At 71.0% G+C, this 14,977-nt stretch carries 10 protein-coding genes; 8 read left to right on the top strand and 2 right to left on the bottom strand.

The annotated features are described in order from the left end of the window. Window positions 1-70 precede the first annotated feature (70 nt). The 5 genes from BJ999_RS24725 to BJ999_RS24705 all read left to right on the top strand — a co-directional run bounded on the left by BJ999_RS24725 (window position 71) and on the right by BJ999_RS24705 (window position 7,998). Entirely contained in the window at window positions 71-952 is an 882-nt protein-coding gene (locus tag BJ999_RS24725; RefSeq protein ID WP_179835502.1) for a LysR substrate-binding domain-containing protein, read from the top strand. A gap of 303 nt (window positions 953-1,255) precedes the next feature. Next, the gene (locus BJ999_RS24720; RefSeq protein WP_179835501.1) at window positions 1,256-2,770 is read left to right on the top strand and encodes a DUF3375 domain-containing protein; all 1,515 of its coding nucleotides are present in this window, start codon (window positions 1,256-1,258) and stop codon (window positions 2,768-2,770) included. Then, window positions 2,763-3,434: a DUF4194 domain-containing protein gene (locus BJ999_RS24715; protein WP_179835500.1), complete on the top strand. Its 672-nt coding sequence runs from the start codon at window positions 2,763-2,765 to the stop codon at window positions 3,432-3,434. The genes BJ999_RS24720 and BJ999_RS24715 overlap by 8 nt, the downstream gene beginning before the upstream one ends. Beyond that, on the top strand, window positions 3,431-6,775 hold the full coding sequence (locus tag BJ999_RS24710) for an ATP-binding protein (protein WP_179835499.1): 3,345 nt from the start codon (window positions 3,431-3,433) through the stop codon (window positions 6,773-6,775). Before BJ999_RS24715 ends, BJ999_RS24710 begins: the two co-directional genes overlap by 4 nt. Then, complete coding sequence (locus tag BJ999_RS24705; protein WP_218935206.1) at window positions 6,772-7,998, top strand: Wadjet anti-phage system protein JetD domain-containing protein; 1,227 nt, start codon at window positions 6,772-6,774, stop codon at window positions 7,996-7,998. Before BJ999_RS24710 ends, BJ999_RS24705 begins: the two co-directional genes overlap by 4 nt. 169 nt (window positions 7,999-8,167) lie before the next feature. On the opposite strand, the gene BJ999_RS24700 is transcribed toward BJ999_RS24705, so the two are convergent. Further along, the gene (locus BJ999_RS24700) at window positions 8,168-11,419 is read right to left on the bottom strand and encodes a glycoside hydrolase family 97 N-terminal domain-containing protein (RefSeq protein WP_179835497.1); all 3,252 of its coding nucleotides are present in this window, start codon (window positions 11,417-11,419) and stop codon (window positions 8,168-8,170) included. Window positions 11,420-11,601: 182 nt separating this feature from the next. Between BJ999_RS24700 and BJ999_RS24695 the strand changes: the two genes are divergently transcribed. Next, complete coding sequence (locus BJ999_RS24695; RefSeq protein WP_179835496.1) at window positions 11,602-12,759, top strand: ROK family transcriptional regulator; 1,158 nt, start codon at window positions 11,602-11,604, stop codon at window positions 12,757-12,759. A gap of 331 nt (window positions 12,760-13,090) precedes the next feature. After that, window positions 13,091-13,543: a VOC family protein gene (locus BJ999_RS24690; RefSeq protein WP_179835495.1), complete on the top strand. Its 453-nt coding sequence runs from the start codon at window positions 13,091-13,093 to the stop codon at window positions 13,541-13,543. 90 nt (window positions 13,544-13,633) lie between these two features. On the opposite strand, the gene BJ999_RS24685 is transcribed toward BJ999_RS24690, so the two are convergent. Next, a complete protein-coding gene (locus BJ999_RS24685; RefSeq protein WP_179835494.1) occupies window positions 13,634-14,143 on the bottom strand; it encodes a hypothetical protein in 510 nt (169 codons plus the stop codon). Between the two features lie 136 nt (window positions 14,144-14,279). Between BJ999_RS24685 and BJ999_RS24680 the strand changes: the two genes are divergently transcribed. Beyond that, on the top strand, window positions 14,280-14,930 hold the full coding sequence (locus tag BJ999_RS24680) for a cysteine hydrolase family protein (RefSeq protein WP_218935205.1): 651 nt from the start codon (window positions 14,280-14,282) through the stop codon (window positions 14,928-14,930). The last annotated feature ends 47 nt before the right edge of the window (window positions 14,931-14,977 follow it).

The following is a 14,977-nucleotide window of genomic DNA, read 5'->3' as shown; positions in this document are numbered from 1 at the left end:
CGTCGAGGCTAGGTGGCCTGCCTTGATATAGTGAAGTATCAATATTCGCGCTTATTGAGACGCAACCCATATGGATCTCCGTCACCTGCGGTACTTCGTCGCGGTCGCCGAGGAACTCCACTTCGGACGCGCCGCCGAGCGGCTCAACATGGCCCAGCCGCCGCTGTCGCAGGCGATCCGCCAGCTGGAGGGCGACCTCGGCGTGGAACTGCTCCACCGGACCACGCGCCGGGTCGAACTCACCGACGCGGGCCGCGGCTACCTGACCCGGGCCCGGAAGATCATCGGAGAGGTGGCCGAGGCCGCGCACGAGGCCCGCCGGGTCGCGGCCGGCGCGGTGGGCCATCTCGCGATCGGCTGCGTGGGCTCGGCGACCTACAGCCTGCTGCCGGCGATCTCCCGCGGCCTCTCCGTGGAGTTGCCCGGGGTGGATTTCTCCTTCCGCGGCGAGATGCTGGTGCCCGACCAGGCCGCGGCGCTGCGGACCGGCGCGATCGATCTGGCGCTGCTGCGACCGCCGATCGCCGATCTCTCGCTCACGGTCCTGCCGCTGCGCCGGGACCGGCTGGTCGTCGCCGTTCCCGCCGATCACCCCCTGGCCGCGCGGCGGGAGGTCAGGGTCACCGACCTGTCGGACGCCGACCTCATCGTGCACTCCGCGGACCGCCGATCCGTGATGTACGACGTGGTGCTCGGGCTTCTCCGCGACGCCGGTGTCGAGCCCCGGATCCGCCACGAGGTCGGCGAGACCTCCACTCTGATCACTCTCGTCGCGGGCGGGCTCGGTGCGGCCGTCGTCCCCGAGCCGGTGACGGCCCTGGCCCTCGACGGCGTCGCCTTCCGGCCGCTGGCACGGCCCGCGGTGCACGTCGACCTCGCGCTCGCGCACCGGACCGGCCGCACGGAGCCGCACCTGGCCCGCGCCGTTTCGGTCATCCGGCGCATCGTCTGACCGACCTCGACATCATCCGGAGCATCGCAGGGCTCCGCTTGGAGATGGTCCTCGAAGACCATCCTCGACCGACCCCGGAGCGGCGGGCTTCCGGCAGAACCGCGATGTCATTGCCGGCTGCGGCCGCGATCGTCCAGGGCTTGGCCACCGCATCCCACTCGACCACGTTGTTCACTCCGTCGATACGCATGGAGCCTGCACCGTGGCGAACTGCCGGATCGGGTGCGTGGCAGGTGTGCATGAAAGATGGTGTCGGGTCTTTGATGCGTGGCCGTCGAGCCATAGGTCGTATTCTGGTCGGCGATGGCTACACAAGGGGTGGAGGGCGCATATCAGGGTGCGCTTCGGGCGTTCCAGAACCCGATGCTCGATCTGCTCCACCGGACCTATGCGCCGTTCGTGGTGACCGTGCTGGCGATGATGTTCACACCGGAGCGGTCGACGGTGGCGGTGGCGGACGCCCATGCGGAGATCGCCGGAGCCCTCGACCAGTTGCGGGCCGCGGGCTACGGCTACGAGGGCGACCAGCCCTTGCCCGCGGGGAACGCCCGTGATCTGTGCAGGCAGTGGGTGCACGCGGGCTGGCTGGTGCGGCAGGTCTCCGACGACGTCGAGGTGTACCGGCTGTCCGCGCACGGCGTCGGCGCGCTCGAAGTGGCGGGTCGGGTCGGCGGGGCACGGACCAGGGTGTCGGAGTCCCGGGTCCGGACGCTGCTGGAGGCGGTCGAGCGGCTCGCGCTGGACGCGGACCCGGACGTGATGGCCCGGATGGCGCGCCTCCAGACGGAGATCGATCAGCGTCGGCGAGAACTCGACCGGCTCGAACGGGGCGGCGACGTCGACACCGTCGACGACGACCAGTTGCTGGAGGCGGCCGAGAACGTGCTGCATCTGGCACGGGAGTTGCCCGCCGACTTCGCCCGCGTCGCCGAGTCGATCAAAGCCATGCAGCGAGACGTCGTCGCCGACCTGCGGCAGGATGTCCGGCCGACCGGGGAGGTGCTGCGCGAGTACCTGGAGCGCGGTCGGCAGATCATGGACGCGACACCGGAGGGCCGCGCGTTCGCCGGGGCGTTGCGCCTGATCGGCGACCCCGCGCAGATCGACGACCTGTGGAACCTGCTGCGCACCGTGCTGCGGCACGGGTTCACCGAGCTGATGCCGGAACCGCAGCGGCGGGAACTCGCCGAGATCGCACGCCGGATCGAGCAGGGCGTCAAGGAGGTGCTGGCCGCGCAACGGCAGGCGTCGCACGTCATCACCACCCAGGTGCGCAACCATGACCCGATGCGGGACCGCCAGGTGGACGAGTTGCTGCGGGACGTGATGTCCGGATTCCACACCTGGGTGCCCGGATCACGCCGCGGCACGGCCGTCGCCCCGCTGCGCCGCCTTCCGGTGGCCGACGTCGGGCAGTTGCGGCAGACGATGAGCGACCCGCGGCCGCCCCAGCCGCCCACGCCGCTGCGGGAATGGGACGAGGCGGAGGACGTGCCGGCCGCCGACACCCGGGCATGGGGCGGTCCGCAGTACGCCGAACTGCGCGCGCATCTGACGGCGTTCGCGGGCGACGCGGACGGCGTCGACGTCGCGGCCGCCTTCCGCGCGGCGGCCGAGCGGATACGGCGGCCGGTGGATCTGCTCGGCCTGCTGGAGATCGCGCATGACTTCGGAATGACCGACACGGCGGAGGTCGCGGTGGTCGACGTGGTCCGTCCCGACCGGACCCGGCGACGGCTCGCGTTCGGCGGCGTGCTGGCGGCGAACCCGGCGCCGGCCCGCGCCGCTGACGAGAGGCCGGGAAACGACGATGAGTGAACCGGACGGGGCGGACGACGGGTGGTCGACCGGCGAGGAGGCCGGCTTCATCGAGCCGGTCCCGATGGAGGACGACCCGACCGAACTGTTCGCCGGTGACACGGGCACGCTGGAGGTGGACGTGCGGCGGGTGCTGGTCCGGCTCCTGCAACGCAGGTTCCTGCTGGCCGAGAAGAACCCGGCACAGTGGCGCACGCTGCTGGAGAACCAGCAGATCATCGAGTCGCGGTTGCACGACCTGTTCGTCCGGCTCGTCGTCGACCACGACCGGGGCATCGCCTACAAGCAGCAGGTGCGGTCGGGGGAACTGGACGTCCCGATCCTGCTGAAGGACGACCCCTACAACCGCGCCGAGACCCTGGTGCTGGTCCACCTGCGGACCGTCTTCCAGCGGGAACGCGGCACGGGTGAGACGTCCGCGCGGGTCGACATCGAAGAGCTGGAACAGACCGTGCTGACCTACTTCGATCCAGACGACCACAACCTCGCCCGCGGCCAGCGCGAGATCCGCAACGCGGTGCAGCGGCTGGTCACCGAGGGCCTGCTCGCGGAGGAGTCCGCGGGCCGGTACCGGATCACGCCGCTGGTCGAGGTCGTGCTGAGCACCGAGAAGCTCACCGAGCTGAACCAGTGGCTGCGGGAACAGAACGAGGTCGCGCCATGAGCATGATCGACACACTGTTCGGGTTGATCCCGGCGGCATCGCGGGGGCAGCAGTGGGTGGCGCGGGATCTGCAGCTGGTCAACTGGGGCGGATACGACGGGTACCACCGCGTCCGGTACGCTCCCGGCGCGACCCTGCTCAGCGGCGGTTCCGGGTCGGGCAAGTCGACGCTGATGGACTCCTACATCGCGTTGCTGATGCCGCACACCACGCCGTTCAACGGGGCGTCCAACGGCGGGGTGGTCGGCCGGCCCCGGGGCAAGGACCAGCGCAACATCCTCTCCTACGCGCGCGGGAAGCTCGACGAGTCACGGGCGGGCGGTGAGACGAGGCAGCGGGTGCTGCGCGGGGACGGCCGCGACACCTGGTCGGCGATCGCGATGACCTGGGCCGACCGGAGCGGTGCGGTGTTCACCGCGCTCCGGGCCTGGTACGTGCCGTCGACCGCGCGCACCCTCGACGACGTCGTCGCTGTCCGCGCCACCGTCGACGACGTCTACGACCTGCGCGAGCTGGACGGCCCCGCGGGCAGCAGGCTCGCCCGCGCCGCGGTCACCGCGACAGGCGTGACCTGCTTCGACACCGACCGGGATTTCACCGCCCGGCTGCACACCGCGCTGGGCATCGGCGCCGCCGGGGACGGGCACAAGGCGGTCGGGCTGCTCGGCAGGATCCAGGCCGGCCAGCAGATCACCACCGTCGACGCGCTGTACAAGACGATGGTCCTGGAGGAGCCGCCCACCCTGGCCACGGCGGACGAGGTGGTGCAGCAGTTCGACGAGCTGTCCGGCACCCGGGACCGAATGATCACCGCCCGCCGTCAGGTGCGGGCGCTGACCCCCATCCGCGACCACCGGGAAGCCATCGACAGCGCGGTGACACGGTTGCAGGTGATCGAGGCCGTCGGATCGTTCACCGACCCGGCGTCCCCCGCGGCGCTGTGGCGGCACGAACGCCGGCTCGACCTGCTGCGCGCGGCCGAGTCGGACCTGACCGGACGGCGCCGCCGGGCCGAGGAGGACGTCCGGGAGACGGCCACGCTGATCAAGGCGGCGGAGTCCCGGCGGGACGCGGTGCTCGACATCCTGCGCGCTTCCGGCGGCGACCGGCTGGACACCGCGCTCCGGGAGATCCGTGGGGTGGAACAGCGGCTGGCCGATGTCGAACGCGCACGGAAGCGACTGGACCGGGTCCTCGACACCGTCGGCGCCACCGTGGCGACCGGCCGGGACTTCGCCGCTCTGGTCGACACCGCGCACAAGGCGCTGGCCGACACCGACGCCAGGAGGACCGCCCAGAACGAGTTCGCCGCGGCGGCCGCAGAGCGCTCGGCCGCCGAACGCGACCTGGCCGGGTTGCGCGCCGAGCACGGCGCGGTCAAGGCCCGCCGCGGCAACATCCCCACCGCCCTGCACGCCGCCCGTGACCTGCTGGCCGACGCCGCCGGGATCACCCCGGACGACCTGCCGTTCGTCGGTGAGCTGATCGAGGTGCGCACGGAGTTCGAACCGTGGCGGGAGGCGTTCAACCTGGCGCTCGGCGGGTTCGCCACCCGGATGCTGATCGACATCGGCCGGCTGAGCGCGTTCCGCGAGGCGATCAACACGGTGCCCGTCGCGCGGCGCATCCAGTTCGAAGGTGTCCGCACCGGCATGCGCGACGAGGTCGGGCTGAACGACAAGACGCTCCCCGGCCGACTCGACTACCGGCCGTCGCCGTTCACCGCCTGGCTCAAGAGCGAACTCGCCCGCGGGTTCGACTTCGTCTGCGTCGAGACGCCCAAACTGCTGGTGCAGTACTCCAAGGCGCTCACCATCACCGGCCAGACGTCGCAGGGCGGCCGGGGCGCGCACGGCGGTCACGGACGGGCCAACCTGCTGGGATTCACCAACACCAGCCTGCTCGCCGACCTCGACACCCGGATCGGCCACGCCCGCGAACGTCATGACGACGCCGCCGCACGGGCGACGAAGGCGGAGCAGGACCTCAACTCGTTCGAGGAGAGACGCACCGCCTACCAGGCCCTGACCGAACTGTCCTGGGACCAGGTGGACGTCGAGTCCGTCACCGCCGAACGGGAGCGCTGGAAGCAGGTCATCACCGAGGTCCGAGCCGGCAATCCGGAGATCGACCGGCTACAGGGGGAAGCGGAGGAGCTCAGGCGGAAGGTCACCAAGCTGACCGAGCGCATCGGCGGACAGAAGAGCGAGGTGGAGCGTCTCGGCAAGGCATGGGAATCGATCGTGGAGGAGGTGGACGGCGCCCAGCGGGTGCTCGACACCGCCGCTGCGACCGGGGCCGAGGTGAGCCGGGAACACCGGGAGTACCTGGCGGCGCTGTTCGACGACGCCCCGGACGGCGCCGACCCGGCGAAGGCGCTGGCCGAGTTCGACGCCGCGCACCGCCGCGGCGTCGAACGGATGCACGACGATCGAAAGTCGGCGGAGGAATCGATCAGCCGGTCGCGGAGGGCGCTGCACGAGACGTTCTCGACGTTCGTCGAGCGCTGGCCGAACCCGAACCTCGGCACCGAACCGGACGCCTCCTACCGCGACTTCGACCGCCTGCTCACCGATCTGGAGACCAGCGGCCTGCACGAGCTGGAGACCGAGTGGCGCGACAGCCTCCTCAAACTCTCCGGCAACGACCTGACCAGCCTGGACAGCGAGCTCGCCGCCGCCGTCCGGGAGATCCGCGACCGGATCGACCCGGTCAACCGCATCCTCGCGGAGCTGCCGTTCGCCGACGACGGCCACCGGTTGCGCATCGACCCGCAGGAAAGCCACTCCGCGGTGCGTGCCCGGTTCCGCAAGGAACTGCGCGACGTGCGCGCCGTCATCGACAAGGCGGCCACGGACGCCGACCGGGAACGCGCCTACCACCGGATGGCCAAGGTGATCGACCGCATCCGCCGCACCGCGCCCGACTTCGCCGACCTGGTCGACGTGCGCAACCACGTCCGGATCAGCGCGGAGAAGTGCGACCTCGCCGGAGAGCACGTCGCGGTCTACGACCACATCGGGGAGAAGTCCGGCGGCGAGTCGCAGGAACTGGTGGCGTTCATCGTCGGCGCCGCGCTGCGCTACCAGCTGGGCGACGCGGGCGCCGAACGTCCCCGCTACGCCCCCGTCTTCCTCGACGAGGCGCTGATCAAGGCGGACGCGCACTTCACCGGCCGAGCCATCGGCGCATGGCGCGGGCTGGGCTTCCAGCTCGTCATCGGCGCCCCCAACGACAAGCACAGCGCGATCGAACCCCATGTGGACGCGGAATACCTGATCCTCAAGAACGCCGAGGGGCGGTCATGGGCGAAACCCATCGTCGCGGTACCCGAGGCGTGACCTCCCGACTGATCACCCCGGCCGACGCGGTCGAGTCACTCCGTCGCAAGGTCCACCAGAAGTGGGCGGAGGCCGTGTGCGCCGACCTCGGCGCAGGCGACCCGGTCACGTTCTCCGTCCCGCTCCGTCCCGGCGTGTCGACCGGAAGTGCGGTGGCGCGGATCGGGCACGCGGCCTGGCATGAGTGGCACATGCGCTGGCGGCGGTTCGCCGACCGGCACCCGGCGGGCGTCGTGATCGTCCGCAAGCCGGTGTCCGTCCAGGGCGTGACGGACGACTACCCCAGCACGCTGGTCGTGGACCTGCACGCCGCCGTCGCCCTCGTCTCCGGAACCGGACCGCAGGTCGTGGACGTCGCCCGCGCCCGGACGCTCGCGTCGTCGCTGCGGTCCGCGGGCGCGGTCCTCACCCCGGCCACCGTCCGGGCCGCCTGCGAGCTCGGAGCCGACGACGCCGAAGTACTGCTCAGCGCGGTGACCTGGCTGCGTCGGCACCCGGACGCGGGCGCGTGGACCGCACGTCAGCTCCCGATCCCCGGCATGCACACCAAGTGGCTCGACACCCATGGTGCGTTGCTGCGCGACGTCGCCGGGCGCGACGTCCGGGCCGAGGTCCGGTCCCGTCCGACCGTGTTGCACCTGACCTACGTCGATCCCGACCACGCCGCGTCGGGCCGCCGCAGGCATGACGCCTGGACCACCGGCGACACGCACGACATCGCCTACCGGCCGCGGATCGTCCTCGTCGTCGAGAACCGCGACTCCCGGCTCTGGTTCCCACCGGTGCGGGACACGATCGTGGTCGAGGGCGGCGGCAAGGCGGCCGCGGCCCTGCTCGCCGACGTGCCCTGGATCCGTGCTGCGGACCACGTCGTCTACTGGGGGGACATCGACGCGGACGGATACGCGATCCTCGACCGGTTCCGCGCCGCGCTGGCCGAGCCAGCCCCGGACGACGCGCCACCGAAACCGGTCACCTCGATCCTGATGGACGCCGCCGACCTGCACCGCTACGCCGAGCATGGGCTGAACCATGACAAGGCGGGCCGCCCCATCAAGCCGTCCTCGGCGATCCTGCCGCACCTCACCGAAGCCGAGACGATCGCGTACGACACCGTCGCGACCGCGGGCCGTACGCCGTTCCGCCGGATCGAGCAGGAAGCCATTCCCCTCGCCCACGCCGCAGCCCGGTTGCCGGACGTCTCCACGAGCTCTCATCTGTGACCGGCCACTCGTCTGAACCTTTTCAGCGACCCGACCGCGACCGCGGCCAAGGCCGCCAGGCATTTCGGCACGGCGAGCTGAACGGAGGTACGACCGCGGCCCGGCCAGGATCGCTCGATCCGGGCCGGGCTCGCGGGTGTCCGCGCCCCTGGGGTGGAGAGGACGGCGGTTATCGGTGGACGGCCCCAAGTTCGGGTTCGATGGTGATCGAGTCCAGGTTGACGTTGCCGTTGTCGTTCGGCCCGTAGACGAAGGTCAGCGGCGTGGCCGGGGCGAGACGGACGCCGGCCCGCAGTTCCGCCCACGTGTCCCAGGACGCAAGGTCGGGGAACTGAAGTTGGACGGACTGCGCTCCGCCGGCGAGCGTCATGGTCCGCGTCGAGCCCATGGCGTTGGCGTAGCGGAGGCGGACCGTGTAGAGGCCCTCGGCGCTGACCGGGGCATCGAACCGCAGGCCGCTGTCCTTGGTCTTGAGGCAGGCCACGAAGCCGGTGCCGGTGTAGCCGGTGTGGTCGGTGCGCCGGCACGCGCCGCTGACGAACTGCGCGGACTCCGCCTCGATCGTGCGTGGTTCGGCGGCGAGCGCCCTGCTCGCGGCCAGCAGGCCGGCCGCGAGGTCCGGGGCGATCGGCGCGCCCTCGACCAGGACGTTGAACCGGTCGAGGGCCTCCCTCATCCCCGTCGCGTCGCGCGCGGCCGCAGCGTGGACAGCGGCCTTGATCTCGGCGGTGAGCCTGCCGGACAGGGCCGGGTCGACGGCGCCTTCGTCGGTCGCCACCCGCACCTTCAGTGCGAGAGAGAGGAGCCCCTCCGGTGCGCCGAGCCGGGCGGTGAGCCGGTCGTCGATCGCGGTGCGGCCCTGCGCGCTCACCTCGTCGAGAGGAAGACCGTAGAGGGCGAGCCGCACGTCCTGCAGGGCCAGGAGACGGCCGGTCACGTCGCCCCGGCGGAGCATGGCCTCGCCCTTGACGATCGCGGGCTGGAGGCCGGCCGCCGCCGACGGCGTCAGCTTGCCGGCGCGCCGCAGGTCCCGGACGAGGTCGAGCAGTGAACGCGTCTGCTCCACCCGGACCGGCTTGCCGGGACCGGCGCCGGACGTGCCCACCGCGACCCGGAAGTCCCCGTCGGGCACCTCGGAGGCGGGCAGCGTCCACTCGACGGTCCTGGTTCCGCCGCCCGCCACGCGGACGCGCCGGGCCTCGCCGGCGGCGCGGCCGTCGAGGAACACCCGGGCCTGGAATTCGGCCACGGTGCTGCCCTCGTTGGTGAGCGGAGCCTTCACGGTGAGCCGCTGGGTGCCCTGGTCCAGCACGGCTTCGGCGGCGCCGTAGTCCGCACGTGGCGCGGCGTACCGGGAGAGGCCCCGGAGGTCTTCGGCGGTCGCGGGCCTGAACCTGACCGCCTGACCGCCGCCGCCGACGAGTGACATGGACAGCCGGGTGGAGGACCTGACCAGCGTCTTGCGGATCTCGACGGGCAGCGGGTCGCCCTTCCAGGTGGTCTCCTGGGCGTCGGCGTAGGTCTCCGCCACGAACTGGCCCGGCGGCAGGAACGACAGCGGCACCTGGAGGGTCCGGTCGTTCTCGTCGGTGATCGCTCCGAGATACCAGGTCCCGCCGCTCCGCCGGGCCGTCGTGGTGTAGTCCCCGATGACGCTGTCCAGGACGCGGGTCTCGTCCCACGTGGCGGGCATGTCCTTGAGGAACGCGAATCCGGGGTGGGCGGCGTAGTTCTCGGGGGTGTCCGCGAGCATCTGCATGGGGCTGAAGAACGTCGGATACAGGGCGAGCTGCGCGGCCGACGTGGTCTGGACGCGGGTCCCGAGGCGGGCCGGGTCCCAGGTGACGTTGAGGACGCCGGGCGTGTAGTCGGCGGGCCCTCCCATGAACCGGGTGAAGGGGAGGATCGTGGCCTGCGCGGGCGGGTTGCCGTTGGCGCCCATATAGTTGTGCTGCTCCATGCCCGCGACGCCCTCGCCCGTCATCATGTTCGGGTAGGTGCGCGCGAGGCCGGTGGGTTTGATCGCCTCATGGGCGTCGACCGTGATGTGGTGCCGGGCCGCCGCGTCGACCACCCGCTGGTAGTGCCGGACGGCCTCCTGGTCGTAGTGGCTGCGGTTGACCCCGCCGAGCAGGTACTTCGTGGCATAGCCGGTCTTGATCGAGTGGATGCCCAGGGCCTCGTAGCTGGAGAAGATCTTCTCCAGGTTCTGGTCGTAGTGGTCGACGTCGCCCCGGGTCTCGTTGTGCGCGATGAACCCGACGCCGTTGGCCTTGGCGTACCGCAGCACCTCGGGGAGGTCGAGGTCGGCCTGCGGGGTCAGGAAGTCCTGGCCCGTCCACGAGCCGCCGGAGTTGGTGTTCCAGCCCTCGGCCAGCACGAACCGGGCGCCCGCCCGCTTGGCCAGGTCGATGTACTGCTTGACCCGCGCGGTGGTCGCGCCGTGGTTCGGCCCGGCGTTCCAGGTGGTGGCCCGCCGTTGCAGTTCCCACCAGACGCCGACGTACGTCGCGGGCTTGATCCAGGACGTGTCGTCGCAGATCGCGCATGGGTCGTTGAGGTTCTCGACCAGATGGGACTCGCCGAGGTCGCCGGGGCGCTCGCCCGTGGTCAGGGTGCGCCAGGGTGTGGAGAACTCGCCGTTCAGCTTGGCCTTCGTGCCGTCGGGGAGGCTGATCAGGTCGCTGGAGAACGCCCCGGGCCGTCCCGGCACCGCCTTCAGCGTCATGCTGGGGTAGTCGGTCAGGTCGGCCTCGTGGACCACCACGTAGGAGTCGGCGGCGGGCGAGGCGGTCATGGGCGTCTGCGCGGTGGGGACGCCGGACAGGGGCAGGTCGCGGTAGTGCTTCTCGTCGGCGGTCCAGTTGGTGCCCGCGGCGATCGACCAGCTCCTCGCGGCGGGCTCGAAGGCGAACTCCGTCTGCTCGGCGGTGACGGTGTAGGCGCCGAGGCCCGGCTGTCCGGGGAAGTGGTAGCGGAACCCGACCCCGTCGTCGAAGACCCGGAACACCAGGTCGAGCTTGAACCCGGTCCCGGCCTGGACCGCGTGGACCGTGAGCTCGTTGGCGTGGTTCCTGACCTTGCTGGACGTGCCCCACACGGGTTTCCACGTCTCGTCTATCGTGCGCCGATCGACGGACTGGATGGACATGTCCCGCGTGAGGCTGGGCCGTCCCGCGAGATCCATGCCGAGTCCGGACGCGCCGACGAGGACCCTGCCGCGCTCCTTCACGCTGTAGGTGAGCCGCCCGTCCTCGGTGGCGATCGCCACCCGCAGCTCGCCGTCCGGGGACCGGACGACCCGAGCGTCCTTTCCGGCGGCCTCGACGAGTCCGCCGGAGGGTGTGGGCGCTTCGGCTCGGGCCGGGGCGATCGCGAACCCTCCCGGGGCCATGAGGGCCGCCGCCATGACGAGCGTCACCGCCCGTCTTCCTCGCCACTTCGTGCCTGCACGGCCCATATGCGCCTCCCTGGGGGTGGTGGAGGTGACGGGAACGCTCCACAAACGGTCCGGTGATCGTAAGTTGGGCGAAACTCTATGGTCAACACTCTTAAAGTTCATTATTTTGTGTATTCACCGCTCTAATTCGATACCATCGTCCCGTGCCCAACCCACCGAACCCGAGGATCGAACGCAGCAGGCGCGCGGTCCTCGACGCGCTGAACCAGTCCTTCCCCGCGACCCGGCAGGAACTGAGCCGCCGGACCGGGCTCGCGCCGAGCACGGTGGCGGGGATCGTCCGGGGGCTGCTGGCCGAAGGCCTGGTGCACGAGCATCCGGCCGCCGAGCGGGCGGGCCGGGGCAGGCCGTCCTCCCCGCTGTCGCCGCACCGCCCCCCGGGGTATCTCGTCGGTATCGACTTCGGGCACACGCACGTCTCCGCGGCCCTCGCCTCGACCGCGCAGCACGTCGTCGCCGAGGACCGGGTGCCCGTCGACGTGGACGGCTCGGCGGGGCACGCGCTCGACCAGGCGGGGGCCCTCGTCGCCGGCCTGCTCGACCGTTCGGGAGTCCGGGCCGGTTCGGTGCTGCGGACGGTGGCGGGGATCCCGGGGCCGATCAATCAGGCGACCGGCCGGATCCAGTCGGCCACGATCCTCGCGGGCTGGGCCGGGGTCCGGCCGCGGGAGGAGCTCACCGCCAGGCTCGGCGGCGAGGTGGTGATCGCGAACGACGCGGAGCTCGCCGCGCTGGCCGAGCACACGCACGGGGCCGCCCGGAACGTGTCCGACCTGATCTATGTCAAGGCGTCCCACGGCATCGGGGCCGGGCTGATCCTCGCGGGACGGCGGTACACCGGGGCGTACGGAGCGTCCGGGGAGATCGGGCACACGCTGATCCAGGAGGGCGGGGCGCAGTGCCGGTGCGGCCAGCGCGGCTGCCTGGAGTCGGTGGTGTCGATCGGCGAGGTGTGGCGGCAGCTCATCGCGGCGGGGCTCCCGCTCCCCGAACGGCCCGACGACCTGTCACTGGACGCCCTGGTCGACAACCCGGTGGTGGCCCGGATCGTCGCCGATGCGGGACGCAGGCTCGGACGCGTCCTGTCCGACCTGTGCAACGCCCTGGACCCGGCGATGCTCGTCATCGGCGGCGAGCTCGCGACGGGAGGCGACCCCCTCCTGGAGGGGATCCGCGAGTCCCTGCGCCGCTTCGCCCAACCCGCGATCAGCGACCGGGTCCAGGTCCGGTCCTCATCCCTGGGCGCCCGCGCGGCCCTGGCCGGCGCCCTGACCCTCGCCGCCACGGAGTCCATCCCCTGAGGAATGTCACAGCATGACCCCTCCCACGACGGCCGCCGAGGCGATGACGACGAGGCGAAGAGGGCGCCTTCTGTTCCTGCGCTTAGCCAGAACTTGACGGTTCGGCGACTACTCGATAGGCCGGGTGCGGCGTACTCCGGCCGCGAGAATGGAAAATTCCTCTTGCCGTACGGCGGTGGCCACAGCGGACGATCCGGACCGCGGGCTGTCGGAGTCCTCCGCAGTGCCTACGAGGTCGCCGCCGCGCGGTGACCACGGCCGGGCCACCCGGAGGAAGACGCGCACCGCCGGCTCGGGACAGAGGTAGTACCTGCGACACGGAGGAACCTGAATGTCGGACCAAGGCGATCTTCCGGCCCCGAGCCAGGGGCTCGTGCTCACGCACTTCCTGACGGTCCGGGACGTAGCCGTCTCCAGGGAGTTCTACGCGAACGTCCTTGGCGGCACGGTGGTGCTCCAGGAGAACCCGGCCATCGTGCGGGTGGCCAACACCTGGATCATCATGAACCCCGGCGGTGGTCCCACACCGGACAAGCCCGACGTCATCCTCAGGCCGCCCGAGCCCGGCGATCCGGTGTCGACTTTCCTCAACGTCCGGGTGGCCGACATCGAAGCGTTCTACGCCGCGGCCGCGGCCCAGGGTGCGGAGTTCCTGACCGAGCCCCTGGACCGCAAGGCGGAGATCCGCTGCTACATGCGCGACCCGGACGGCTACCTCATCGAGGTCGGGCAGGCCACGGGCATGCTTCACGGTGTCTTTGCCGATCGTCCCGCGCCCGGCTAGGAGACGGCGGCTGAGGAATCACACTGCGGAGGCGCTACTGCCTGGTCGGCGGTCTGCGCCCGTTGCTCTCCGCGCACGCGAGCGGCCAGATCATTCCTGGACCACGTGCAGTGGGTTCCGGCGCCCCTGCCCTGCGCCAGGGGCCAGAAGCTTACGGATGCGCTCGTACTCGGCGGCCATCTCCGGTGTGGCGAGGAAGTCGTCCAGATCGGCGGAGACCTCGTGGTCGACATCCTCGATGCTGCGGATGGCGAGTTCGTAGAGTTCGCCGCGCCGGTTCTGCTCCAGGTAGCTCTGCCAGTGCGCCAACGCGCTGATGGCAGTGAGGACTCCGTTGTCCAGATCGTCATCGGCCAGGATGCCGTCATGGATCGTCGCGAGTTCGTCCTGCAGTTCGGCGGCGCTGATCGTCAGGACGTTCGCGCAGGCGGTGGTGAGTGCCGCTCGGGCGTCTTCGGTGAGTTCGTCATCGGCCGCACCGCGGAGCAAGTCCGGCCGCACCAGACGAGTGACCGTCTCCTCCCCGAAGACACGAACGTCGTCGTCGGTGGCTTCGATGATCAGTCGGAGAATGTCCGCCTCGAGTTCGCTGTAGTTCACGCCCGCAGCCTAGGTGGTCGCACGCGATCGGTACCGTGAGCCTGACCGGGCCCGGGGCGGTCCGCCCGGTGGTCCTTCCGGGTCGCGTGCTGGAGATCGAGGAGAAGCCGTGCCGTCAGAGGCCGAGGCGCGGCACGTGTGGCGGATCGAGGCCCGGGAGTACGCCCGCCAGGAACGCCGCCGTGGCCGCCGTTTCGCGTTCACGGAACTCGTTCCCGCCCGTACGGCCCTGGTGGTGATCGACATGGTGCCGTTCTTCGTGTCCGACAACCCCTACTGCCGGGGGATCGTGCCCAACATCCACCGCCTGGCCGAGGCTCTCCGGGCCGCGGACGGTACGGTCGCCTGGGTCCTGCCGGCGGTGGGCGAGCGCACCGCGGTGGCCGACGAGTTCTTCGGACCGGAAGCGGCCGAGATGTACCGGACTTCCGGCGGCACCGGGCCGATGACCGAGCGCCTGTGGCGTGACTTCGTGGTCCATGCCGACGATCTGCTGGTGGAGAAGTCGGCGGCCAGCGCCTTCTTTCCGGGGCGTTGTCCGCTTCCGGATCTGTTGGAACAGCGCGAGATCGACACCGTCCTGATCACCGGCACCGTCACCAACGTGTGCTGCGAGTCCTCTGCACGCGATGCGAGCACCCTCGGATACCGGGTCATCATGGTCGCCGACGCGAACGCGGCACGCCGCGACCGGGACCACAACGCCACCCTGCACACCGTCTACCGGACCTTCGGCGACGTCCGCCCGACGTCTGATGTCCTCAGCATGATCGGATTGCTGTCATAGCCCGCGCCACACTGATGGCACGGCCCCACAACCGGGCAGTCGCACAA

Origin of the sequence: Actinomadura citrea (assembly GCF_013409045.1) — a bacterium.
Taxonomy (GTDB): Bacteria; Actinomycetota; Actinomycetes; order Streptosporangiales; family Streptosporangiaceae; genus Spirillospora; species Spirillospora citrea.
This window is presented reverse-complemented; position numbering and strand designations above follow the sequence as displayed.

Coding starts and splice junctions, on each gene's coding strand:
- BJ999_RS24710 (WP_179835499.1), top strand. CDS start 3,431: ATGAGCATGATCGACACACTGTTCGGGTTGATCCCGGCGGCATCGCGG.
- BJ999_RS24720 (WP_179835501.1), top strand. CDS start 1,256: ATGGCTACACAAGGGGTGGAGGGCGCATATCAGGGTGCGCTTCGGGCG.
- BJ999_RS24690 (WP_179835495.1), top strand. CDS start 13,091: ATGTCGGACCAAGGCGATCTTCCGGCCCCGAGCCAGGGGCTCGTGCTC.
- BJ999_RS24725 (WP_179835502.1), top strand. CDS start 71: ATGGATCTCCGTCACCTGCGGTACTTCGTCGCGGTCGCCGAGGAACTC.
- BJ999_RS24715 (WP_179835500.1), top strand. CDS start 2,763: ATGAGTGAACCGGACGGGGCGGACGACGGGTGGTCGACCGGCGAGGAG.